Origin of the sequence: Azospirillum argentinense (assembly GCF_000632475.1) — a bacterium.
Classification (GTDB): domain Bacteria; phylum Pseudomonadota; class Alphaproteobacteria; order Azospirillales; family Azospirillaceae; genus Azospirillum; species Azospirillum baldaniorum.
The window spans coordinates 342,619-365,774 of sequence record NZ_CP007793.1 but is presented as its reverse complement, the minus strand read 5'-3'; the positions used below and the strand labels follow the sequence as shown (position 1 = coordinate 365,774).

Below are 23,156 nucleotides of genomic sequence, written 5' to 3'. Positions count from 1 at the left end.
CGGGGAGCTTATTGTCCGGGAGCGCCGGCGCGTCATCGGGCGTCGGGAAGCCGGGCGCCCTCGCGCGCGTAGATCTGGCGCGGCGCGCAATATTCGTCGAGTTGCACCACCACGGCTCCGGGCTGGCTGTTCAAGCCCACCCAGGCATCGTAACCGACAATGTCGCCCGGTATGTTGCGGTACAGGCCGTAGGCGAGATAGCGGACGTCGGACACCGGTATCCGCACCCCGGCGAGGGAGGAGGCGACGGCCCCGTTGCAGGGGTTCGCGCTCAGCCGGTCCAGGGCGCTCACCGCGCCGGGTTCGGGGGCGGCCTGCGGTGGCGGGCTCAGTCCGGCACAGGCGCCCATGAGGACTGCCGACGCCATGGCACCACCCCGCAAAATCGTCCGGAGGCACCCCGCCGTCCTGACCGTTCCGTCCCTCATCGAACCATCCTCCCGCACACCGTTTCCCTCGTCCCCTCGGGTCAACAGGCGGGAGGATATCCCGTGCCGGGGCATCAGCCCACGGCCGATCCGCCTCAATCCACCACGTTGATGCCCTTGGGGCGGTTGGTCTCGGTCGGCAGATGATCGGCGGACAGGACACGCTGGTAGGTGCCGTTCGTCTGCACCATCACGCGCTGGCCGGGACCGAAGATCGGCTCGTTGGTCGCCTGCTCCTGAACGATGGTGATCGTGCGGCCGGTGGCCAGAGTCACCACATACTCGATCCCGGTGCGGTCCGAGATCGCCTGTTCGGCCACGGCGCCGGCCACAGCGCCCACCAGCGCACCGCCCAGGATCGCCGCCACGTTGCCGGAGCCCTTGCCGACATTGGACATCGCCAGCCCGCCGGCAGCGCCGCCGACCAGCCCGCCGGCCCCCGTGTTCTGCCCCTGGATATCCACCGGACGGGTCGCCATCACGGTGCCGAACTCGACCGAGGTCGCGTGGCCGACGTCCCGGTAGCTGTAACGGTTCTGGCTCTGGCTGGCGCAGGCGCCGAGCGACAGGGCCACCACCCCCAGCATCGCCGCGGCAAAGCCGCGCCTCAGGGCGCGCCGAACGCCCGTTTCTCGATTGGAAAAAAGCATCACACCCTCATGCACGCACTGCGCGGCGCCTGGAACCAAGCGCCACCACGGCGAGCATGGCCGGGCAAAGGGATGATGTCCATGCGAGAATGAGTGGCTTCGGTGCCGATGACGGGAAGCCTGCCCTTTCCCGACGGACCCGCCCCAAGCAGACCGGCCTCAAACGGACCGGGCCGTCACCAGCCCCGGCCCGCGGACCAGCCGCCATAGAACTGCACGCTCGGCCCCGGATAGGGGCGCGGCCCCCAATCGTTCCGCCATCCGCGATGATGGTGATGATGGCGGGGCGGCGGTCCCCAGTAAGGCGGCGGGGCGACCACGATGGGCGGCGGCGGGCGATAGCCCGGTACGACGATCACCCGGCTTCCCGGCGGCGGCACGATCACAGAAGGCCCGCCGTAGGGAGGACCGCCATACCAGGACCCGCGGTCGCGCGGGCCGTGCGCGTCCGCGGCCGTTGGCAGGACGGCCAGCGCCAGCGCCCCGGCGATGCCCAGCACCGCGACGCGGGCCGCCGGACGAAACACCGCGGCAACGCCCGAAGGACGCATGCGGTGGAGGAACGTGGGAATCAGCGCGCTCATGCCGGCCTTCCTTCACAGGTCCGGCGGCGCCCGTCGACTGAAGTCCATCGACCGAACCCATCGGCCGAAGTCCGGCGCCGCCACACTGGGATGAACAGGCGCCCTCGCCGGACTATTCCCGGACGACCGAATGGCCTCAATGGCTCATCAGGACCGGCACCGTCATGTGCTCCAGCATGTAGCGGGTCATGCCGCCCAGCACCTGCTCGCGCAGCCGCGACCGCCCATAGGCCCCCATGACCAGCAGATCGCAGGATTCGTCGGCGACCGTGTTCAGCAGCGTGTCGCCCGGATCGATCTGGTCGGTCACGATGTGGGTGGCCTCCACCCGGCAACCGTGGCGCGACAGGTGCTTGGCGATGTCCGCGCCCGGTTCGTCGCCGATGCCGACGGGACCGGCCTTGGGGTTGACGGCCATCACCACCACGCGCTTGGCGGCGGTCAGGATGGGCATGGCGTCGGCCACCGCGCGGGCCGCCTCGCGGCTGCCGTTCCAGGCGACCAGAACGCGTTCCCCGATGTGGGGGAAGCTGCCGGCGTAGGGCACGACCAGCAGCGGGCGCCCGCATTCGAACACCAGATCCTGCGGCAGCGCGATCGGGCGGTCGCGGTCGCGGTGCGGGTCGGCCTGCCCGACCACCAGCACGTCGGCGTAGCGCCCGTGCAGCGCCGCGCTGTCCGTCGGATGCCCGTAGACCGCCCGCCATTCCGAGCGGTCGGTCAGGCCGTTGCGGCGCACCGCGTCGGCGAAGAGGGCTTCGGCCCTGGCGGTCTGGCTCTCGGTGTAGCCGCGCTGCATGGCCCGCACCTCGTCCGGCAACTCGGCCTCGACATAGCCCGGCAGGGTCAGCGGGACGACGGGGTAGAGGCCGGTGATGTGGCCGTCGGTGCGCGCGGCCAGTTGGGCGGCGGCATCGATTCGCGCCGCTGCGGCGTCGGTGTCGTCGACGACCACCAGCAGATCCTTGAGTGCCATGGCGATTCTCCCTCGCTCGCGCGGGTGGGCGATCGTGATGCACCACCTCTTCTCGCGCATTGGGCGAAATTATAGCCCGGCGCGGGCGGTTCTGACGACGGTCAGAATGGAGAACGCTGACATGCCGCATCTGCGCGCCCGTCCGGTCCGGTCGCGGGCCTACGATTCAACCGCCGATGGCCTGTGCGAGGCCAGCAACCTGCCGTGGTCCGGCGCGGATCGGCACGCGACCCGCCGGCCCCGAACCCCGCCGATGCTACAAATCCAATCAACATCCATCAAAACATCAACCGTGATTTGCACGAATACCCGAGTATGATGGTTGGCCCGGTCGTTCGGCAATTATAGTGGGGCGATGCTTTCCACCATCTTCGGCGGCTTTGGTTTTGACGGGCGGGCATTCTTTCGCGTAAGTGTTGATCGTGGTTTTCCCAACGGTGTCTCGACCATTCCCGCCCATGAAGCCGGACCCTCATCTCGCCTCGCTTGCCTCAGCCCTGTCCGGCACCGTTTCCGGGGCTCCGGCGCTCGACACCCTGCGGCAACTTCTCGACGTCATGCCGGCGATGGTCGGCCTGCTCGACACGCAGCGGCGGCACCTCTACGCCAACCAGGCGTATCTGGACTATATGGGCCGCACGCTGGACTCCCTCATCGGGACCACGGTGGGCGACATCCTCGGGCCGGAGACGCTGCGCAACAACAGCGCCGCGGTTGAACGCGCGCTCGATGGCGAGACGGTGCAGGTGGAGGGCTGGCTTCCCCGGTCCGGCGGCGGCAACGACTATGTGACGCGGGTGCACGCTCCCTACCGCGACCCGGACGGCTCCATCGCCGGCTATTTCGTCATCATGCAGAACATGACGGAGCGGCGGCGCACCCAGGACGACCTTTTCCGGCTGGCCTACTACGATCCGGTGACGGGGCTGGCGAACCGGCTCCTGCTGGTCAAGCACATGGCCGATTTCCACGCGATGGGGGAACCCTTCACGGTGGTGATCGTGGATTTCGACCGCTTCGTCGACGTGCGCACCAGCCTGGGCCAGGGGTTCGCCAACGAGATCCTGACCGACGTCGCCACGCGGCTGAGCGTGCGGGCCGGCTCGGTCGACCTGATCGCCCGCATCAGCGACCACGCCTTCGCGCTGCTGATCGGCGGCACGCAGGACCCGCTGGCGGTGGAGGAGCGGCTGTCCACCATCGCGTCGCTGGTCCGCTCGGCCAAGACGGCGTCGGGCGCCTCGGTCTTCCTGTCGGCCAGCATCGGCGTCGCCGCCTCCTGCGACACCCACACCCGACCCGAGGACGTGCTGCGCGATGCGGAGATCGCCACCGGCCGCGCCCGTGAGCAGGGCGGCGGGCGCCACGCCTGGTTCGACCCGGCCATGCACGCCCGCGTCGTCGAGCAGGTGCGGCTGGAGCACGACCTCCGCCGCGCTCTGGAGCGCGGCGAGGAGCTGTGGGTCGCCTACCAGCCGATCGTCGAGATGGTCACCGGCGGGCTGGCCGGGTTCGAGGCGCTGGTGCGCTGGAACCATCCGGAGCGCGGCAACATCCCCCCCGGCGTCTTCATCCCGATCGCCGAGAGCACCGGCCTGATCGTCACGCTGGGCGCCTGGGTGCTGCGCGAGGCGTGCCGGCAGATCGCCGAATGGCAGGACAAGCGCCTGCCCGGCTCCGCCAACCTGTTCATGAGCGTCAACCTGTCCACCCGCCAGCTGAACGACCCCGACATGGTCGCGCTGGTGCGCGAGGTGCTGCGCGAGACCGGGGCCGAGCCGTCCTGGATCAAGCTGGAGATCACCGAAAGCGCGGTCATGGAAAAGGCCGAGCAGTCGATCCGCCTGCTGCAGACCCTGCGCGGGCTGGGCATCAAGATGTCCATCGACGATTTCGGCACCGGCTATTCGTCGCTGTCCTACCTGCACAAGCTGCCCATCGACAGCCTGAAGGTGGACCGTTCCTTCGTCATGGCCATGCACCAGTCGGAGGAGAACCGCGCCATCGTCCGCATCATCATGGATCTGGCGCGGCTCCTCGGCTTCGACGTCATCGCCGAGGGCATCGAGACGAGCGCCGACGCCAACCTGCTGCGCGCGCTCGCCTGCGACTATGGGCAGGGCTACCATTTCGCCCGCCCGATGCCCGCCGCCGACGCCGACCGACTGGTCGGCGCGGAGCATCTGCCCTGGCAGGTGCCGCGCTGAGCGGCTGATGCCGCTCCGTTTTGGAAACGGAGCGGCATCCCCTTGTCCACTCAATAGTAAGGGTCGCCGAGCCCTTCGGCCTCGAACGTCGCCTTGACCGCGGGACGGTCCAGCACACGGGCGAGGTAGGGGCCGAGGTTGGGCAGGCTGCGCGCCGGCGTGCCCATGAAGTGGGTCCAGCGGGCCAGCATGAACAGGTAGGGATCGACGGCGCTGCAGCGGTCACCCAGGAACCACACCTTATCACCCAGTTGACGGTCCAGCAGCGTGAAGCGCTCCAGCAGCCGCGCCTCCGCCATCGCCTTGACCGAGGCCTGCGCCTCCGCCCCTTCGGCGTGACGCTCCGGGTAGAAATAGACCAGCATGTCGGCCTGGACAGTGTTGGTCAGGAAGATCAACCACTGGTAGAAATGCGCGCGCTCCGCCGTGCCGGGTGCGGGGGCCAGCCCGGCGGCCGGGTGCGAATCGACCAAATGCAGGCAGACCGCCGCCGCCTCGAACAGCACCAGATCGCCGTCGACCAGCGTCGGCACCCGCCCGTTGGGGTTCAGACGCAGATAATCCGGCGCCTTGTGCGCGGCGGTGGAGCGGTCCAGCAGGACCATTTCGAAGGGCAGCCCGATCTCGCGCAGCAGGATGTGCGGCGCCATCGACGCGCTGCTCGGCATTCCATACAAGGTGATCATCTTTCCCCTTCTCTTCCGAAACTCCGGAGCTTGTGCAACGGGTCTGGGCGCCATGCAGGATGGGAATGCCCGCCCCACCCCCTGATTCTCCGGCTTTGTCAGGAGGGCCAACCATGCCTATGATCGGGGGCGCCGTTTAACATTTTCAACAGCGGCGAACCAGCATCGGCAACGACCGACTCCGGCAGCGAACACAGGGATAGAGATCATGACCGAACAGGGCGTCGCGGCGACTGAAAGTTCTGGGCCTGATAATTTTGGGGCTGGAAACTCCGCCGCCAGCCGCGACAAGGCGTATTTCCTTCACCCCTACACGAACCTGCACGCGCACGAGACCCAGGGCCCGCTGATCATCGAGCGGGGCGAGGGCGTGCGCGTCTTCGATGACAGCGGCAAGGAATACATCGAGGGTCTGGCCAGCCTGTGGTGCGTGTCGCTGGGCTGGGGCGAGGAGCGCCTCGTCGAGGCCGCCACCCGCCAGATGCGCAAGCTGCCGACCTACCACGTCTTCGGCCACAAGAGCCACGAGCCGGGCATCGATCTGGCCGAACGGCTGATCAAGCTGGCCCCGGTGCCGATGTCCAAGGTGTTCTTCGCCAACTCCGGGTCGGAGGCGAACGACACCGCCGTCAAGCTGGTCTGGTACTACAACAACGCGCTGGGCCGCCCGGAGAAGAAGAAGATCCTGTCGCGCGTGAAGGCGTATCACGGCGTCACCGTGGCGACGGCCAGCCTGACCGGCCTGGTGAACAACCACCGCGATTTCGACCTGCCGATCGCGCGCATCCAGCACACCGACTGCCCGCACCACTACCGCTTCGCCGAGCCGGGCGAGAGCGAGGAGGATTTCGCGACCCGTCTGGCGGAAAGCCTGGAGGCGCTGATCCTGGCCGAGGGGCCGGACACCATCGCCGCCATGTTCGCGGAGCCGGTGATGGGCGCCGGCGGCGTCATCGTGCCGCCCGCGACCTACTTCGCGAAGATCCAGCCGATCCTGAAGAAGTACGACATCCTCCTGGTCGCCGACGAGGTGATCTGCGGCTTCGGGCGCACCGGGAATTTCTGGGGCAGCCAGACCATGGGCATGCAGCCGGACATCCTGACCTGCGCCAAGCAGTTGTCCTCCGGCTATCTGCCGATCTCCGCCGTGATGGTGTCGGACGCGGTCTACCGGGCCTGCGTCGAGGAGAGCAAGAAGATCGGCACCTTCGGCCACGGCTACACCTACTCCGCCCACCCGGTGGCGGCGGCGGTCGCGATCGAGACGCTGAAGATCTACGAGGAGCGGGACCTGGTCGGCCATGTCCGCGCCGTCGCCCCGCTGTTCCAGCGCCGGCTGAAGGCCCTGGCCGACCACCCGCTGGTCGGCGAGGCGCGCGGCGTCGGGCTGATCGGCGCCCTAGAACTGGTCGCCGACAAGGAGACCAAGACCCCGTTCGATCCGGTGGGACGGGCCGGCGCCGTCGTGAACGGGCTGAGCCAGGAGAACGGCCTGATCATCCGCGCCATGGGCGACAGCGTGGCGGTCTGCCCGCCGCTGGTCATCGGCGAGGAGGACATCAACCTGATGTTCGACCGCCTGACCACGGCGCTGGACGCCGCGATCCCCGTCCTGCGCGGCTAAAGCGAACATTCGTTCGCTTTAGACTCATATCGCCTCATTCGCCGGCGGGCTCCGGTCGCATGTGCGACCGGGACCGCCGTCGCGGTCCAAAGCGGATCGCAATCCGCTTTAACGGCCGGGCCCGCGACGAGACAGGGCCGCCCCGCCATCCGGCGCGGGCGGCCCCTTTCATTTGGTGGCAGGCATCAGGACCGGGCGGTGTTGATGACGTGCGACGAGACCGGGACGCCCGCCGCCGCCGCGTCGCGGATCAGCGCGTCGGCGGTCGGCCAGACCATGCGCCCGCCCAGTTCCACCAGCGAGTCCTCACGCACGGCCATGTAGCCGCCCACGCTCGCCATGTAGATCAGCCGCGCCAGACGCTCCGGCTGCGGCGCGGGCTCCGCCGGCTGGACCGCTTTATCGGCGCGGGCCGGAGACGGCACCGCGGGACGCCGCGGCAGGGGTGCCGCCGGGAGGACCGCCGGAGAAACCATCGCAGCGGGGGCCGGACGGAAGGGGATGACCTTGCTCCCGCCGGAACCGATGGCACCACGGCTCGGCTCCGTGCCGGACATTCGCCGGCCACGCGCGCTGTCGAACGTCAGAACGGCATTCATTGCACAACACTCCCCATCAACGGCTTGAGTGAACCCTCTCACTTCTCCCCTGTTAGCGTCCATACGACCTTGTTCGTAAAAGAACACGACAAAGGTATTCGGCGCAATCGGACAGCAAACGGCCGGCTTATTGCTGCCCGTTATACATTGCGAACATTCAAAAAGACTTGTAATCACCAACGGAACAGCGACGCGAAAGGGAGTTTCCCGGCCTCGGCAACGGCATGACGGGTCCCGGACATGAGACGCTTCGCCACAGCGATCATCCATAGGTCGAATGGTTCCGCGGCGGCGGATCGGCGAGAATTGACGTCTCACAGGGCAGACCTTTTGACCTCGGTCAATGCCGGGTGGCAACACGGCAACGATCATGCCATCTTCCTAACGTGCTAGGCCCGGTGGCTGGACCACCCGGACGGCACCCGCCCCTTCGGATGAATGCGAACGGAACGCGCGATGGATTACGAGAGCTTTTTCCGCACCCAGATCGCCAGCCTGAAACAGGATGGCCGCTACCGGGTCTTCGCCAACCTCGAACGGCACGCGGGGAACTTTCCGAAAGCCACCTTCCGCGACGCCGCCGGAAAGGAGCGGGAGGTCACCGTCTGGTGCTCCAACGACTATCTGGGCATGGGCCAGAACCCGGTCGTCCTGAAGGCGATGCACGACGCCGTCGACGGCGTGGGTGCGGGCGCCGGCGGCACGCGCAACATCTCCGGCACCAACATCTACCACGTGCTGCTGGAGCGCGAACTGGCCGACCTTCACCAGAAGGAGGCGGCGCTGCTCTTCACCTCCGGCTACGTGTCCAACGACGCGACGCTGGGGACGCTGGGCAAGCTGCTGCCGAACTGCGTGATCCTGTCGGACGCGCTGAACCACAATTCGATGATCACCGGCATCCGCAACAGCGGCGCCGAGAAGCACATCTTCCGCCACAACGACCCCAAGCACCTGGACGAACTGCTGTCGCAGATCGCCCCGGACCGCCCGAAGGTCGTGGCCTTCGAGAGCGTCTATTCCATGGACGGCGACGTCGCCCCGATCCATGACCTCTGCGACGTCGCCGACAAGCACGGCGCCATGACCTATCTGGACGAGGTGCACGCGGTCGGCATGTACGGCCCGCGCGGCGGCGGCGTGGCGGAGCGCGACGGCGCCATGGACCGGCTGACCATCATCGAGGGCACGCTGGGCAAGGCGTTCGGCGTCCAGGGCGGCTACATCACCGGCTCCACCGCGCTGGTCGACTGCATCCGCAGCTTCGCCGCCGGCTTCATCTTCTCCACATCCCTGTCGCCGGTCCTGGCCGCCGGGGCGCTGGCCAGCATCCGCTATCTCAAGGCCAGCCAGACGGAGCGCGACCAGCACCAGGAGCGCGCGGCGACCCTGAAGCGCCTGATGGCCGAGGCCGGCCTGCCGGTGATGCCGTCGGCCAGCCACATCGTCCCGGTGATGGTCGGCGACGCCCACCGCTGCAAGCGCGCCTCGGACGAGCTGATGGAACGGCACGACATCTACGTCCAGCCGATCAACTACCCGACCGTGCCGCGCGGCGGCGAGCGCCTGCGCTTCACCCCGACCCCGCTGCACAGCGACGCCGAGATGGCGCGGCTCGTCGACGCGCTGCTCGACGTGTGGAGCCGCCTGGACCTGCGCTTGGCGGCGTAACTCCTCCCCCCTCCTCCGCGCCCCGCCCGTGCGGAGGAGGGGATTCGGTGATCTCCCTGCGATGATGGCATCGGCGCTCTGGACTTGTGGGCCGGAGCGCCTTACCTTTAGACGTTGATGAGAACGTTTCGCAACGTTCGGTCCGCAACCGTCGACAGCCGCCGTCCAATTGCCACCGCCCAGGGGTTCGCCATGTACCGTGACAACTCGCTGATGCCGAAGGAGGCCGTGCGCCTCGCCGTCCTGGGCACGCTGATCCAGAACGGGCCGCAGCGTTACGCCGATCTGGCCGGCGCGCTCCGCCATTTCCTCGACCGCATCGTCGGCCCCTCGCTCGACCTCATGGGCACGTCGCTGGAGATGCTGCGCTACGAGGGGCTGATCGAAGCGCTGGATGGCACCGGCATGGAGGACAACGCCCTGCTCGGCGCGACCGAGGCCGGACGGGCGGAGTTCGACACGCTGATGCGCGCCAACGTCCGCGCCCCCTCGGCGGACGGGCTGAACAAGCTGGTCATCGCGCTGAAGCTGCGCTTCCTGCACCTGCTGGACGTCGAGTCGCAGCGCGACCAGATCGACCACCTCGCCTCCCTGTGCGAGACGGAGCTGGCCCGGCTGGGCGATCTGAAGCGGGCGAGTGCGGGGACCGACGGTCATTTCGCCGATTGGCTGGAGCACGACATCGCCCAGGCCGAGGAACGGCTGAACTGGTTCAACAATCTCCTGTCCCGGTTGTGATCGTCGCGGCGTTTTAGCCGCGTTTCATGCGGGAGTTTGTTTCGCGTTAGGGTTCTGGTGTAACTTTCGGGGCATAATGCCTAACCCGAAAGCATAGTCAGGACCCCCGCCATGGCCTCCAACCTGTCGCCCGACGATCTTGAAGACCGCCTGCGCGTCGAATTCATGGACGACGCCCGCGACCGGCTGGAGGTGATGAACGCCGCCCTGGAAGGCGTGGCCAAGGGCACGCGGGAGGAAACCGCGGTCATCGGCGTGCTCCGCCTGGAAGCCCACAATTTCAAGGGCATGGGCACCAGCTTCGGCTACCCCACCGTCAGCCTCGTCGCGCACCGCCTGGAGGATTACCTGTCCGGCCTGAAGCGGCTGGAGGCGCGCGAGCTGAACGACGCGCAGATTTTCGTGGACCGGATCGCCGAGCTGGTGGACCGCGCCGAGCAGCCGCAGGTTGCGGAAACGAACCGGATCATCCGCGCTCTGCCGGTGCGCTACCAGTTCGAGATCACCGACATCCAGATCAGCAACGTCGAGATCATGCTGGTCACCCCGTCCAAGGTCGTCGCCAAGAAGCTGGGCAGTGAACTGGCGGCCTGCGGCTTCCGCACCGTGACGGTCAGCGACCCCATCGAGTCGATCAGCCTCGCCGTGCGCGTCCCGCCGGACATGCTGATCGCGTCGATGGTGATGGACGGCCTGTCCGGCCTGGACCTGATCCGCGGCCTGCGCGCGATGAGCGTCACCCACAACGTGCCGATGGCGCTGCTGACCTCGATGAGCCTGGACAATCCGGCCCTCAAGGAAATCCCGCACGGCGTCTCGGTCATCCGCGTCGGCGAGCATTTCGGCGACGACTTCGCGGCGGTGGTGGCGAAGCACAACCTCGGCTGAGGTGGCTGAACACCGTTGCGGGCGACAGCGGCTTCACGGATTACACGGAGTTACCTAGAGAAATCCGCGCAATCCGTGGGTCGGCCATCCGCATCAATACAGGTGCTGCCCGCCGGTGATGAACATCTCCGTTCCGGTGACATAGCCCGAGTCGGGACCGCACAGGTAGAAGATCACCGCCGCCACGTCCTCCGGCGTGCCCATGCGCTTCAGCGGGATGCGCGGGATCAGCACATCGTATTCCGGCCCGGTCATGGCGGTTTCGATCTCGCCCGGCGCCACAGCGTTGACGCGCACGCCGATCTCGGCGAACTCCACGGCCATCTCGCGGGTCAGGCCGGACAGCGCCGCCTTGGACGTCGAATAGGCCGACCCCGCGAAGGGGTGCACCGAATGGCCGGCGATGGAGGTCACGTTGACGATCGCCCCCTTCGCCCGCGACAGCGGCGCCGCGAAGCCGCGAGCCAGCACCAGCGGGGCGAAGAAGTTCAGCTCGAACACCCGGTGCCAACCCTCGATGGCCCCGTTCAGGCAGCCGAGACGCTCCTTGATCGGCGTCTTGGGCGAGATGCCGGCGTTGTTGATCAACGCGTGCAGCGGCGCCCCGTCCAGCGCCCGGTTGGCTTCCTCCAGGAAGCGGGCGCGGCTGTCCGGATCGGACAGGTCCGTCGGGATGTGGTGGGTCCAGTTCGGATCGCGCCGGCAATGGTCCGGCACCTCCTCGCGGGAACAGGAAATGACCCGCCAGCCCTCGGCGCTGAAGCGCTGCACGGTGGCGTGGCCGATGCCCCGGCTCGCGCCGGTCAGAATGACGGTTTTACGGTGCGGCATGATGTCCAAGGATACCCCGCTTCGCCGCACCGCGCCAGCGCGGCCGTTGCCGGCCAGACCATGCACCGTTGACGGGCGCCCTCCACCGCCCAACCTTCAGCCTGAGTCCAACCGTTTCACCGAGTCCAGGAGGACCGCCGACGTGCTCCCCCGTTTGATGGCCGTCCTTCTGCTCTCCGGCAGCCTCTTGGCCGGCTTGGGTGACGCCACCGCGGCGAAGGCCGCCGCCCAGACCAGTGCCTGCGTGCCGCCCGGCGGCTGGTCCGACGCCACCGCCCGCCCGCTGAACGCCGCCGACCTGCTGCGCCGCGCCGCGGCGTCGCCCGCCGTGCTGCTGGGGGAGCGGCACGACAACGCCGACCACCACCGCTGGCAGCTTCATAGCTTGGCGGCGCTGCACGCGCTGAACCCCGATCTGGCGGTCGGCATGGAGATGTTCCCGCGCAGCGTCCAGCCGATCCTCGACCGCTGGAGCGCCGGGCAACTGAGCGAGGCGGAGCTGCTGCGCGAGACTAACTGGCCGAAGGTCTGGGGCTACGACGCGCGCTTCTATCTGCCGATCCTGCATTTCGCCCGGATGAACCGGCTGCCGGTGGTCGCGCTGAACGTCGACCGCGGGCTGGTCAGCCGCACCGCGCGCGAGGGCTGGGCCGCCGTCCCCGCCGGCGAACGCGAAGGCGTGGGCGACCCGGCCCCTCCCCCGGCCTCCTACACCGAGCGGCTGCGCCAGGTGATGGCCGCCCATGGCCCGGGTGAGCGCCGCTCCGGCAGTTTCGAACGCTTCGTCGAGGCGCAATCCGTCTGGGACCGCGCCATGGCCGAGCGCATCGCCGACACCCACCGCCAGACCAACCGCACCGTCGTCGCCATCCTGGGCCAGGGGCACATCGAAGGGCGCGACGGCGCGCCCCACCAGCTGGCCGATCTGGGCATCCGGAACAGCGTCGTCCTGCTGCCCTGGGACGAGGATCGCCCCTGCGCCGAGTTGGACGGGCGGATCGCCGACGCGGTCTACGGGCTGGGCGAGAGCGAGGCGCCGGCCGAGACGCCGCGCCCCCGGCTGGGCGTGATGCTGGAGCCGGGACCGGAGGGTGTGCGCGTGCGCTCCGTCACCGAGGGCAGCGTCGCCGCCGCCGCCGGCCTGACGGCGGGCGACCTCGTGGTCGCAGCGGCGGGGTCCCCGGTGCGCGAGGCCTCCGACCTGACGACGGTGGTGCAGCGCCAAGCCCCCGGCACATGGCTGCCGCTGACCGTGAAGCGCGAGCAGGGCACGGCGGAACTGGTGGCGAAGTTCCCCGCTTCGCCCACCGTGGAATAACGGGGTGGAGTGATCGGGAGCTAGAGCATGCGCTCCCACTGCGCCAGCACGTCCGGCGTGGGGTTCACCGCCGGGGCGAAGTCCTGGCGGCCCAGCCGCGACCGGTGCTCGCGCAAGGCCCACTGGACGGTCGGAAAAGCCAGATCGTCCCAGGGGATCTCCTCCCAGCGGAACAGCCCGACCTCCTGGCTTTCCGGCCCGGCGGACACGTCCGGCGACAGCAGCCGGGCGCGGAAGATCATCTGCACCTGGCTGATGCGCGGGATGTCGTAGACGGCCAGCAGCGAGTCGATGGCGATTTTCGCCCGCGCCTCCTCCCACGCCTCGCGGGCGGCACCCTCCATGGTGCTCTCCCGCTCCTCCATGAAGCCGGCGGGCAGCGTCCAGTAACCCTTGCGCGGTTCGATGGCGCGGCGGCACAGCAGGATGCGGTCCTCCCACGTCGCCACCGAGCCGACGACGATCAGCGGGTTCTGGTAGGCGATGTAGCCGCAGTCCGGACAGGTCAGCCGCTCGCGGTCCTCGCCGGGCGGGATGGTGCGGACGCGGGGGCCCTTGAGGGGGCCGGCGGGAAGACCGGAGGAGGACGGATCGTGGGGCATCCGTCGGATATGGCGCAGACGGGGACGGCGGGCAAGCCCGCTTCACCGACCCGCAGCGCAGGCGGAACGAAGCCGCGGAGGGGGTTCTTCTTTGTTCATTGCCCGTTCTCTTTCCTGATTCGTTCCTGTACTCTCGGCGTTCGCAGCGATCTCCGGGGAATTTCATGCAGTTCGCGTTCGACGCACAGTCGGTGCTTCTCGGCGGCCTTGCCGGCGCCCTTCTCGGGGCGATCCTCGTCGGCATGATCGTGCGCCTCTACGCCGCACGCGCCGAGGCGGAAGCCGCCGCCATCCACGCCGAACTGGCCACCCGGCTCGACGTCGCCGAGCGAATCGAAGGCGACCTGCGGGAGGAGGTGGAGGCCCGCGACCACCAGATCGCCCGGCTGAACGGCGAGTTGTCCGCCGCCCGCGAGCGGCAGGCCGAGCTGTCCACCACGCTGGCCCGCGAGCGCGCGTCGGCGGCGGAGAAGCTGGCCCTTCTGGAGCGCGCGCAGGCCACCCTGTCCGACAGCTTCAAGGCCCTGTCGGCGGAGGCCCTGCGCTCCAACAACCAGAGCTTCCTCGACCTCGCCAAGGAGACGCTGACGACCTTCCAGGAGCAGGCGCGCGGCGACCTGGAGAAGCGGCAGACCGCCATCGCCGACATCGTCGCCCCGGTGCGCCAGTCGCTGGAGCGCATGGACGGCCAGATCCAGGAGATGGAGCGCAGCCGCGCCGGCGCCTATGAGGGGCTGAAGCAGCAGGTGCTGTCGCTGGTGGAGACCCAGTCCCAGCTCCGCGCCGAGACCGGCAACCTCGTCCGCGCCCTGCGCAGCCCGGTGGCCCGCGGCCGCTGGGGCGAGATCCAGCTCCGCCGGGTCTGCGAGATGGCCGGCATGCTCGATCATTGTGACTTCGCGGAGCAGATGAGCGTGGAGGCCGCCGGCGGCCGGCTGCGCCCCGACCTCGTGGTCAAGCTGCCCGGCGGCAAGACCATCGTGGTGGACGCCAAGACGCCGCTGGAGGGCTATCTCGACGGGGTGCAGGCCGCCGACGACGGCGCCCGCCGCGACGGGTTGTCGCGCCACGCCCGCCATGTGCGCGAGCACATGAAGCAGCTCGGCACCAAGGCCTATTGGGACCAGTTCGCGGATTCCCCGGAATTCGTCGTGCTGTTCCTGCCCGGCGAGAACTTCTTCTCCGCGGCGCTGGAGCACGACCCGGCGCTGATCGAGGCGGGCATCGACCACCGGGTGATCCTCGCCACCCCGACGACGCTGATCGCGCTTCTGCGCGCCGTCGCCTATGGCTGGCGGCAGGAGCGGCTGACCGACAGCGCCCGCGAGATCAGCGCCTTGGGCGCCGAACTCTACAAGCGCCTGCACGACCTGGGCGGCCATATGGAGCGGCTGGGCGGGCAGCTCGAAAAGGCCGTGGGCAGCTACAACGGGGCGGTCGGCAGCCTGGAATCCCGCGTCCTGGTCACCGCCCGCCGCTTCCGCGACCTGCACGCCACCCCGGACAGCGCCGAGGAGATTCCCCTGCTGGAACCGCTGGACCACGCCCCGCGCCCGCTCCAGGCGCCGGAACTTCGCGCGGCCGACCCCCGGACAACAGAATTGAGGACGACAGAATTGAGGGCGGCGGAACTGCGGGCGGCGGCCAGGGCGTAGGGCCGAAGTCTGCAACCCAGATTTGCCCGTCTTGTTTCGCCTTGCAAAGGAGGGGAGCGGTCCCAATTTCCCTCCTGTCATTCTGCTTCGGACTGCCGGCCTGCTACGCCTTCGGGTGCCCAGATCGTCGCTATGCCTGGACACAGTCTGATGCGCCGCACCGGCCGATGCGGCGCCTTTCATACGAAACGGAGAGCAATCATGCCCGTCGGTACCGTCAAGTGGTTCAACAGCACCAAGGGTTATGGCTTCATTCAGCCGGACAACGGTGGCGCGGACGTCTTCGTCCACATCTCCGCGGTCGAGCGTGCGGGCCTGCGCAGCCTGAATGAAGGCCAGAAGGTGTCCTACGAGGAGCAGCGCGATCCGAAGCGCGGCAAGACCTCGGCGGAGAACCTGAAGGCCGTCTGAGCCACGTCTCACGGCACGGCATCGGAGGGGGCACCGGGAAACCGGTGCCCTTTTCCGTTGCGCGCTTTTCCTCTACAAGCACCCCCCTGACGTTCGGAGTTTCCCCCCATGGCCAAGACCAAGAAGAAGCAGCCGGTGGACAGCGCCTTCGTGCTGTTCGACGTGCTGTACGAAGACGGCGCCCGCACCTCCAACCGCAAGGTCCCCGGCACGCTGGTCGGTGGCCTGGACGGCGACGAGCCGGCCCGCGGCTTCATTGAGGAGCAGGACCGCAAGATCGCCGAGATGTCCGGCAATCCCCGCGGCCCCATCAAGTCGATCACCCGCTCGCCCCTCTGAGGTGCGGCCGTCCCGATGGGATCGGCGGGTCGCCGCGGGTTGTGCCTTGCGCCTTCCTTGACCTCGTGGCCCGCCCCCCATATTTTGACGGATTGTCGCACCTCCACGCACCGTTGCTGAGTTCCCATGGCCGTTCTCGATATCCTCGTCGCCCCGCACCCCGTCCTGAAGCAGAAGGCGAAGCCCGTCGACAAAGTCGACGCCCGCATCGCCAAGCTGATGGACGACATGGTCGAGACCATGTACGCCGCGAAGGGCATCGGCCTCGCCGCGCCCCAGATCGGCATCCTTGAGCGGGTGATCGTCGTGGACGTGCACGACAAGGACGAGAAGCCGAACCCCATCCGCCTCGCCAACCCGGAAATCGTCTGGAAGTCGGACGAGACCTCGGTCTGCGAGGAGGGCTGCCTGTCGGTGCCCGACCAGTATGCCGAGGTCACCCGCCCGTCCTCTGTCCGCGTCCGCTATCTGGACGAGAGCAACGAGACGCGCGAGATCGAGGCCGACGGCATACTGGCCACCTGCATCCAGCACGAGATCGACCATCTGAACGGCGTGCTGTTCGTCGACTACCTGTCGATGCTGAAGCGCAACATGATCCTGCGCAAAGTCCAGAAGATGCAGCGCGCCTAACCTTCTGACGTTGGACGACTCTTCATGACGCCGCTCCGCCTCGTTTTCATGGGCACGCCGGACTTCGCCGTGCCCAGCCTGCGCGCCCTGGCCGATGCCGGGCACGAGGTGGTCTGCGTCTACAGCCAGCCGCCCCGCCCGGCCGGGCGCGGGCAGCAGGTCCAGAAATCCCCCGTCAACCGCTTCGCCGAGGAACGCGGCATCCCCGTGCGCACGCCCAAGTCGCTGCGCAACGCCGAGGCCCAGGCGGAGTTCGCCGAGCTGAAGGCCGACGCCGCGGTGGTCGCCGCCTACGGGCTGATCCTGCCGCAGCCGATCCTCGACGCGCCGCGGCTGGGCTGCCTGAACGTGCACGGCTCGCTGCTGCCGCGCTGGCGCGGGGCCGCCCCGATCCAGCGCTCGATCCTGGCCGGCGACGCCGAGACCGGCATCACCATCATGCAGATGGACATCGGGCTGGACACCGGGGCCATGCTGCTCAAGGACGCGGTGCCGATCACCGCCGAGACCACCGCCAGCAGCCTGCACGACGCGCTGGCCGAGATGGGCGCCCGCCTGATCGTCGAGGCGCTCGACGGCCTCGCCGCCGGCCGCCTGACCGCCGAGCCGCAGCCCGAGGCGGGTGTGACCTACGCCGCCAAGCTGACGCGCGAGGACGGCCGGCTCGACTGGAGTAAAGGCGCTCCGTATATTGACAAGCAGGTGCGCGCACTGACGCCTTGGCCCGGTTGCTGGTTCGACGTGCCGATTGCGAACAGAGTCGAGCGCATCAAGGTGCTGGCGGCCGAAGTTGAGGATATTCCTCATGGAAGGCCGACCGGAACACTGCTGGATGATTACCTGACCATCGCCTGCGAAGATCACTTCGGGGCTATACGCCTTCTGATCGTCCAGCGACCGGGCAAGGCGCCCGTGAGCGGCGCGGACTTCCTGCGCGGCCTGCACGGCGCCCTGCCCGTCGGCACCCGTCTCGGCGACGCCGCATGCAGCGCTGGAAACTGACCCTCGAATATGACGGCCGGCCCTTCGTCGGCTGGCAGCGGCAGGACAACGGCCCCTCCGTCCAGCAGACACTGGAGGAGGCGATCGAGCGCCTGTCCGGCGAGACCGTGCGCGTCCACACCTCCGGGCGGACGGACGCCGGGGTGCACGCGCTGGGTCAGGTCTGCCATTTCGACCTGGAAAAGCCCTTCACCGGGCTGAAGCTGCGCGACGCGCTGAACTTCCACCTGAGGCCCGCCCCCGTCGCCGTCCTGCTGGCCGAGGCGGTGCCGGAGGACTTCCACGCGCGCATGACCTGCCTGGGGCGCAGCTACGTCTTCCGCATCGTCAACCGCCGCGCCCCGCTCGCCCTGGAGACGGGCCGCGCCTGGCACGTCATGCGCCCACTGGACGCCGAGGCGATGCACGCAGCCGCGCAGGTCCTGGTCGGCCAGCACGACTTCACCAGCTTCCGCGCCGCGCTCTGCCAAGCCAACTCCCCAGTCAAGACGCTGGAGCGGCTGGCCGTCGAGCGGGTCGGCGACGAGGTCCGGGTGCACGCCGCCGCCCGCTCCTTCCTGCACCATCAAGTGCGCAACATGGTGGGCACGCTGGAGCTGGTCGGGGCCGGCAAGTGGAGCGCCGACGACCTGCGCCGCGCGTTGGAGGCTCGCAACCGCTCCGCCGCCGGGCCGACCGCCCCGCCGGATGGCCTGTATTTCGTCGGCGCCCGCTACTGACTTCCATAAGGCGGCGTCTGGCGTTTCACATCGGGAACCGATAGATTCTCCGGCGAACGAACAACCGGCCGGGGTTCCTCCGCCGTGCACCGCCGTCCGCCGCGCCTGTTCCCGCCCTTTCTCCTGCTGGTCGTCGCGCTGTTGCTGACCGGCTGCGGCGTGGACGGCGATCAGGCCGCGCTGTGCGGCAAACTGATCCCCGCCTTCGACTCCGGCCCCGTCACCATCCTGGGCACGGAAGCGCTGGGCGGCGACGAGCCGGCGCTGCGCCTGACCTACCGCACCGACACCGGCACCCACTGGATCGCCTGCCGCTTCGGCGGACGCTTCTTCGATTCGCGCCGGCACGAGCTGGTGATGGTGGCGACCGACCGCATGGGGCGGTTGCGGCCCATGCAATTCACCATGCTGCGCATCTGGGCCGGCCTGCCCGCCGCCCGCCTCGGCCTGCCGCCGGACGCGGCCGGGCCGGAACGCGGGCCGCAAACGGACTGGGCGCCGCTGCTCTTCTTCCTGCAACAGGTCATCAACGCCGCCACGGTGGCCTGCGTCTACGGGCTGCTGGCGCTCGGCTACACGCTGGTCTACGGCATCCTCGGGCAGATCAACCTCGCCATGGGCGAGCTGACCATGATCGGCGCCATGCTGACCGCCATGGGGGCGGCGGCGCTGGGCATGGCCGGGCTGGGTAGCTTGCCCATGGCGGTGCTGGGCGTCTTCGCCACCGTGATGGCCTTCACCGCCGTCCAGGGCTGGACCATGGACCGGCTGGTGTTCCGCCGCCTGCGCCGGACCCACAACCACACGCCGCTGATCGCCGCCGTCGGCCTGTCCATCGCCTATCAGGAGGGGATGCGGCTTCTGCACGGCGCCCGCGACTGGTGGCCCGCCCCCTTCCTGGCCGACCGGCACGAGCTGCTCAGCGACGGCGCCTTCACCGTCACCGCGCTGACCTCGCAGGTCGTCATCCTGCTGATGACCGGCGGGCTCTACGCCCTGCTGTGGGCGATCATGCAGCGCACCGCCTACGGCCGCGCCCATCGCGCCTGCGCCGACGATGTGGGTGCGGCGGAGATGGTCGGGGTGGATGTCGACCGCACCGTCGCCACCACCTTCGCGGTGGGCGGGGCGCTGGCCGCCGCGGCGGGGGCGGTGATCGCGCTCTATTACGGCGGGGTCAATTTCTACACGGGCTATCTGATCGGCTTCAAGGCGCTGGCCGCCGCGGTGGTCGGCGGCATCGGGTCGGTCCCCGGCGCCATGCTGGGGGGCGCCCTGCTCGGCCTCGTCGAGACCTTCTGGTCGGCCTATTTCGCCATCGCCTATAAGGACATCGTGGCCTTTGGCCTGCTCACCCTCTTCCTGATCTACCGCCCGGACGGGCTGATGGGCCGCCGCCGCGGGCGGGGGGATTGAGGCCCCCCACGCCGGACGCCGATCAGCACAGGACCGCCCCCATGGCCGCGGCGATGGTGTCCAGGTCGCGGTCGGTCACCGTGAACAACCCGAAGCGCAGCGGATAGCCCCAGTTCCGCACGCCGGCGGAGAAGTCCAGCCGGTCGAGCAGGGGCAGGATCGGCGTCTCCCGCCCGTCCAGCCACCGCACGTCGCGGCGGAAGGGAACGAAGCCCCCGCCCATGTCGAACGGGTAAGGGGCGCCGTCCCGCACGATCCCCACGGCGGTGAAGGACTGCAGGCGGTCTTTTCCCTGGAAGCGCTCGGTCGGCGAATAGTAGGCGACGCGGTCCCTCGGGCGGATGCGGCGCAGCGGCGCCGCCTTGCCGTGGCAGACCTGCATGAAGCCCTCCGCCCGCCCCCGCCGGACATGCTCGGCGGAGGCGACGGCGATCCAGCTGCGGCTGGCGGCGGTCGGATCCATGACGGGCCTCACGCTTCCATCGGGGCGAAGACACGCAGGCGGTGACCATCTGGGTCCAGCGCGACGAAGGTGTGGCCGAAATCCATGGCGGTCGACGGCTGGGCGATGGTCAGGCCACGCCGCACCCAGTCGTCGTGAAGTTCCTGCACCGCCTCGGCGCCGGCCACCCGGAAGCCGATCTCGCCGCTGCCGCCGAGTTGCCCGGCGGAGACCGCCGGCTCCACCGTGTGGCGGGACCACAGCCCCAGCATGACGCCGGAGTCCAGGGCGAACATGGCGAAGGTCGGCGACGCCTCGACCGGCGGCTTGCCGGTCAGGTCGGCGTAGAAGGCGGCACTGGCGGTCGGGCTGTCCACATAGAGAAGGATGATGTTGGCGCTGAACATGAGCTGGTGTCCTCGCTGGTCTCCGGCACGGGCGATCCCGTCCGGCGAAGCCCAGGCTAGGCGAGGATACTGTCAGTTTCTGTCAGCAGTCCTGCGCGGGTGCGCTCACCGCGCCGGGATGCCCTCGGCCTCGCGCCATTCCTTGAGCAGCGCCTGCCGCCGGCGCGGGTAGCGGTCTTCCAGCGCCGTCACGGAGACGATGCGGTCGGCGCGGAAATGGCGGATCGCCCCGCGCAGTTCGCACCACGCGACCATGACGCGCAGCCGGTCGAAGAAGCCGAGCGCGAAGGGCCAGACGATGCGCTCGCTGGCGGCCCCGTCGCGGTCGCGGTAGGCGATGGACAGCTTGCGCTCGCCGCGGATGGCCCGCCGGACGACGGCGAGGTCGACGCCGTCCCCGACGATCGGCTCCCCCGGCCCGACGAGCAGCGCGGAGGCGTCCATCCGGTCGCGGAGATCCAGCGGCAGCACCGCCGCGATCTTGGCGAGCGCGTTCTGCGCCGCCGCCCCCAGCGCGCCGTCGGCGCGGTCGGCCACCCAGCGGATGCCGAGGGCGAGCGCCTCGATCTCCTCCTCCGCGAACATCAGCGGCGGCAGCAGGAAACCGGGCTGGAGGAGATAGCCGACGCCCGGCTCGCCGTCGATGCGGGCGCCCTGCGCCTGGAGGGTGGCGATGTCGCGGTAGATCGTGCGCAGGCTGACGCCGAGTTCGTCGGCGAGGACATGCCCGCTGACCGGCCGGCGATGGCGCCGCAGGCACTGGATCAGATCGATGAGGCGTTCGGCGCGCGACAGCGGAGGATGCCCCTAAAAACGACGAAGCGGGGACGGCTGGAAGGCCATCCCCGCTCCGGGCGTCACAGCGGACCGTGAGAGCTTACAGGCTGCGCACGTCGGTCAGGTGCCCGGTCACCGCCGCGGCGGCGGCCATGGCCGGGCTGAGCAAGTGGGTGCGCCCGCCGCGACCCTGGCGGCCCTCGAAGTTGCGGTTGGAGGTCGAGGCGCTGCGCTCGCCCGGCGACAAGCGGTCGGCGTTCATGGCGAGGCACATGGAACAGCCCGGCTCACGCCACTCGAAGCCGGCCTCGGTGAAGATCTTGTCCAGACCCTCTTCCTCCGCCTGCTCCTTGACGAGGCCCGAGCCGGGGACGACCAGGGCGCGCACGCCCTCGGCGACCTTGCGGCCCTGGGCGATCACCGCGGCGGCGCGCAGATCCTCGATGCGGCCATTGGTGCAGGAGCCGATGAAGACGGTGTCCACCTTCACGTCGGTCAGCTTCTGGCCGGGCTCCAGGCCCATGTAAGCCAGCGAGCGCTCGACGGCGGCGCGCTTGCCGGCGTCGGCCACGTCGGCCGGGTTCGGCACGGTCGCGGTGATCGGCAGCACGTCCTCCGGGCTGGTGCCCCAGGTGACCTGCGGAACGATGTCGGCGGCGTTCAGCACGACGGTGGTGTCGTAGACCGCGCCCTCGTCCGACGGCAGGGTCTTCCAGTATTCCACCGCCTGCTCCCAGGCGCCGGCCTTCGGGGCCAGGGCGCGGCCCTTCACATACGCGAAGGTCTTCTCGTCCGGGGCGATCAGGCCGGCGCGGGCGCCGCCCTCAATGGCCATGTTGCAGACGGTCATGCGGCCTTCCATCGACAGGCCGCGGATGGCCTCGCCGGCGAACTCGATGACGTGGCCGGTGCCGCCGGCGGTGCCGATCTTGCCGATGATCGCCAGCACGATGTCCTTGGCGGTCACGCCGGCCGGCAGTTCGCCGTCGACGCGCACCAGCATGTTCTTGGCCGGCTTCTGCAGCAGGGTCTGGGTGGCCAGCACATGCTCCACCTCCGACGTGCCGATGCCGAATGCGAGCGCACCGAAGGCGCCGTGAGTCGCCGTGTGGCTGTCGCCGCAGACGATGGTGGCGCCGGGCAGCGTGAAGCCCTGCTCCGGACCGACGATGTGCACGATGCCCTGGCGGACGTCGTCCATCGGGAAGTAGCGGACGCCGAAGTCGCGCGCGTTCTTGTCCAGCGTCTCGACCTGGATGCGGCTTTCCTCCTCGACGATGCCCTTGGAGCGGTCGGTGGTCGGCACGTTGTGGTCGGGAACGGCGAGGGTCGCTTCCGGACGGCGCACCGGACGGCCGGCAAGCCGCAGCCCCTCGAACGCCTGCGGGCTGGTCACTTCATGGACCAGATGGCGGTCGATGTAGAGGATGCAGGTGCCGTCGTCCTGACGGTGGACGACGTGGCTGTCCCAAATCTTGTCGAACAGGGTGCGCGGCTTGGACATAGCAACTCTCTCTCGCGGCAATTCTCTCTCGCAAACCACAGACCGGACG

25 protein-coding genes and 1 pseudogene are annotated in these 23,156 nt (G+C 69.1%); 13 read left to right on the top strand and 13 right to left on the bottom strand.

Annotation, left to right across the window (positions count from 1 at the left end; translation table 11 throughout):
* Positions 1-32 precede the first annotated feature (32 nt).
* From ABAZ39_RS01745 to ABAZ39_RS01725, 4 genes are all read right to left on the bottom strand, one after another.
* Positions 33-368 (bottom strand): hypothetical protein, encoded by a 336-nt coding sequence (locus ABAZ39_RS01745; protein ID WP_038526114.1) that lies wholly within the window; start codon positions 366-368, stop codon positions 33-35.
* Positions 369-523: 155 nt separating this feature from the next.
* Entirely contained in the window at positions 524-1,078 is a 555-nt protein-coding gene (locus ABAZ39_RS01740; RefSeq protein WP_247881604.1) for an outer membrane lipoprotein, read from the bottom strand.
* 176 nt (positions 1,079-1,254) lie between these two features.
* A complete protein-coding gene (locus ABAZ39_RS01735; protein WP_051657744.1) occupies positions 1,255-1,662 on the bottom strand; it encodes a hypothetical protein in 408 nt (135 codons plus the stop codon).
* A gap of 136 nt (positions 1,663-1,798) precedes the next feature.
* The gene (locus ABAZ39_RS01725; protein WP_038526106.1) at positions 1,799-2,638 is read right to left on the bottom strand and encodes a universal stress protein; all 840 of its coding nucleotides are present in this window, start codon (positions 2,636-2,638) and stop codon (positions 1,799-1,801) included.
* Between the two features lie 458 nt (positions 2,639-3,096).
* Here ABAZ39_RS01725 and ABAZ39_RS01720 point away from each other — a divergent pair, with 458 nt between their 5' ends.
* Positions 3,097-4,845 (top strand): putative bifunctional diguanylate cyclase/phosphodiesterase, encoded by a 1,749-nt coding sequence (locus ABAZ39_RS01720; RefSeq protein WP_038526104.1) that lies wholly within the window; start codon positions 3,097-3,099, stop codon positions 4,843-4,845.
* Between the two features lie 50 nt (positions 4,846-4,895).
* Here the strand turns inward: ABAZ39_RS01720 and ABAZ39_RS01715 are convergent, their stop codons facing one another.
* On the bottom strand, positions 4,896-5,531 hold the full coding sequence (locus tag ABAZ39_RS01715) for a glutathione S-transferase family protein (protein WP_038526101.1): 636 nt from the start codon (positions 5,529-5,531) through the stop codon (positions 4,896-4,898).
* Positions 5,532-5,739: 208 nt separating this feature from the next.
* Here ABAZ39_RS01715 and ABAZ39_RS01710 point away from each other — a divergent pair, with 208 nt between their 5' ends.
* Positions 5,740-7,155, top strand: a complete 1,416-nt coding sequence (locus tag ABAZ39_RS01710; RefSeq protein ID WP_038526098.1) for an aspartate aminotransferase family protein — start codon at positions 5,740-5,742, stop codon at positions 7,153-7,155.
* Positions 7,156-7,340: 185 nt separating this feature from the next.
* On the opposite strand, the gene ABAZ39_RS01705 is transcribed toward ABAZ39_RS01710, so the two are convergent.
* Positions 7,341-7,754, bottom strand: a complete 414-nt coding sequence (locus ABAZ39_RS01705; RefSeq protein WP_038526095.1) for a hypothetical protein — start codon at positions 7,752-7,754, stop codon at positions 7,341-7,343.
* Positions 7,755-8,210: 456 nt separating this feature from the next.
* Between ABAZ39_RS01705 and hemA the strand changes: the two genes are divergently transcribed.
* The 3 genes from hemA to ABAZ39_RS01690 all read left to right on the top strand — a co-directional run bounded on the left by hemA (position 8,211) and on the right by ABAZ39_RS01690 (position 11,051).
* Positions 8,211-9,425: a 5-aminolevulinate synthase gene (gene hemA, locus ABAZ39_RS01700; protein WP_038526093.1), complete on the top strand. Its 1,215-nt coding sequence runs from the start codon at positions 8,211-8,213 to the stop codon at positions 9,423-9,425.
* Between the two features lie 192 nt (positions 9,426-9,617).
* Positions 9,618-10,163 (top strand): transcriptional regulator, encoded by a 546-nt coding sequence (locus ABAZ39_RS01695; protein WP_038526089.1) that lies wholly within the window; start codon positions 9,618-9,620, stop codon positions 10,161-10,163.
* Between the two features lie 111 nt (positions 10,164-10,274).
* Positions 10,275-11,051 carry a response regulator gene (locus ABAZ39_RS01690; protein ID WP_038526086.1) on the top strand — a complete coding sequence of 259 codons (777 nt, stop codon included), beginning with the start codon at positions 10,275-10,277 and terminating at the stop codon, positions 11,049-11,051.
* 93 nt (positions 11,052-11,144) lie between these two features.
* On the opposite strand, the gene ABAZ39_RS01685 is transcribed toward ABAZ39_RS01690, so the two are convergent.
* Positions 11,145-11,882 (bottom strand): SDR family NAD(P)-dependent oxidoreductase, encoded by a 738-nt coding sequence (locus tag ABAZ39_RS01685; RefSeq protein WP_014239345.1) that lies wholly within the window; start codon positions 11,880-11,882, stop codon positions 11,145-11,147.
* Positions 11,883-12,024: 142 nt separating this feature from the next.
* Here ABAZ39_RS01685 and ABAZ39_RS01680 point away from each other — a divergent pair, with 142 nt between their 5' ends.
* Positions 12,025-13,200: a ChaN family lipoprotein gene (locus ABAZ39_RS01680; RefSeq protein ID WP_051657743.1), complete on the top strand. Its 1,176-nt coding sequence runs from the start codon at positions 12,025-12,027 to the stop codon at positions 13,198-13,200.
* Between the two features lie 20 nt (positions 13,201-13,220).
* Here the strand turns inward: ABAZ39_RS01680 and ABAZ39_RS01675 are convergent, their stop codons facing one another.
* Positions 13,221-13,802: an NUDIX hydrolase gene (locus tag ABAZ39_RS01675; protein WP_038526083.1), complete on the bottom strand. Its 582-nt coding sequence runs from the start codon at positions 13,800-13,802 to the stop codon at positions 13,221-13,223.
* 164 nt (positions 13,803-13,966) lie between these two features.
* Here ABAZ39_RS01675 and ABAZ39_RS01670 point away from each other — a divergent pair, with 164 nt between their 5' ends.
* From ABAZ39_RS01670 to ABAZ39_RS01640, 7 genes are all read left to right on the top strand, one after another.
* Complete coding sequence (locus ABAZ39_RS01670; RefSeq protein ID WP_038526081.1) at positions 13,967-15,457, top strand: DNA recombination protein RmuC; 1,491 nt, start codon at positions 13,967-13,969, stop codon at positions 15,455-15,457.
* Positions 15,458-15,658: 201 nt separating this feature from the next.
* Positions 15,659-15,868: a cold-shock protein gene (locus ABAZ39_RS01665; protein ID WP_014239340.1), complete on the top strand. Its 210-nt coding sequence runs from the start codon at positions 15,659-15,661 to the stop codon at positions 15,866-15,868.
* Between the two features lie 108 nt (positions 15,869-15,976).
* The gene (locus ABAZ39_RS01660; protein WP_014239339.1) at positions 15,977-16,207 is read left to right on the top strand and encodes a hypothetical protein; all 231 of its coding nucleotides are present in this window, start codon (positions 15,977-15,979) and stop codon (positions 16,205-16,207) included.
* A 126-nt stretch (positions 16,208-16,333) separates the two neighbouring features.
* A complete protein-coding gene (gene def / locus ABAZ39_RS01655) occupies positions 16,334-16,840 on the top strand; it encodes a peptide deformylase (protein WP_038526078.1) in 507 nt (168 codons plus the stop codon).
* 24 nt (positions 16,841-16,864) lie between these two features.
* Complete coding sequence (gene fmt / locus ABAZ39_RS01650; RefSeq protein ID WP_038526075.1) at positions 16,865-17,842, top strand: methionyl-tRNA formyltransferase; 978 nt, start codon at positions 16,865-16,867, stop codon at positions 17,840-17,842.
* On the top strand, positions 17,824-18,561 hold the full coding sequence (gene truA, locus ABAZ39_RS01645; RefSeq protein WP_038526072.1) for a tRNA pseudouridine(38-40) synthase TruA: 738 nt from the start codon (positions 17,824-17,826) through the stop codon (positions 18,559-18,561). The genes fmt and truA overlap by 19 nt, the downstream gene beginning before the upstream one ends.
* An 84-nt stretch (positions 18,562-18,645) precedes the next feature.
* Entirely contained in the window at positions 18,646-19,977 is a 1,332-nt protein-coding gene (locus tag ABAZ39_RS01640) for a branched-chain amino acid ABC transporter permease (RefSeq protein WP_051657742.1), read from the top strand.
* Between the two features lie 22 nt (positions 19,978-19,999).
* Here the strand turns inward: ABAZ39_RS01640 and ABAZ39_RS01635 are convergent, their stop codons facing one another.
* From ABAZ39_RS01635 to leuC, 5 genes and pseudogenes are all read right to left on the bottom strand, one after another.
* Positions 20,000-20,440, bottom strand: a complete 441-nt coding sequence (locus tag ABAZ39_RS01635) for an EVE domain-containing protein (protein ID WP_038526069.1) — start codon at positions 20,438-20,440, stop codon at positions 20,000-20,002.
* Positions 20,441-20,448: 8 nt separating this feature from the next.
* Positions 20,449-20,826 (bottom strand): VOC family protein, encoded by a 378-nt coding sequence (locus ABAZ39_RS01630; RefSeq protein WP_038526066.1) that lies wholly within the window; start codon positions 20,824-20,826, stop codon positions 20,449-20,451.
* Positions 20,827-20,931: 105 nt separating this feature from the next.
* Positions 20,932-21,411, bottom strand: coding sequence for a helix-turn-helix transcriptional regulator (locus tag ABAZ39_RS01625; protein ID WP_247874856.1), 480 nt, complete (start codon positions 21,409-21,411; stop codon positions 20,932-20,934).
* Between the two features lie 45 nt (positions 21,412-21,456).
* Positions 21,457-21,594, bottom strand: a pseudogene (locus tag ABAZ39_RS37360) (helix-turn-helix domain-containing protein); the annotation flags it as partial.
* A gap of 109 nt (positions 21,595-21,703) precedes the next feature.
* The gene (gene leuC, locus ABAZ39_RS01620; RefSeq protein ID WP_038526060.1) at positions 21,704-23,107 is read right to left on the bottom strand and encodes a 3-isopropylmalate dehydratase large subunit; all 1,404 of its coding nucleotides are present in this window, start codon (positions 23,105-23,107) and stop codon (positions 21,704-21,706) included.
* Positions 23,108-23,156: the final 49 nt, after the last annotated feature.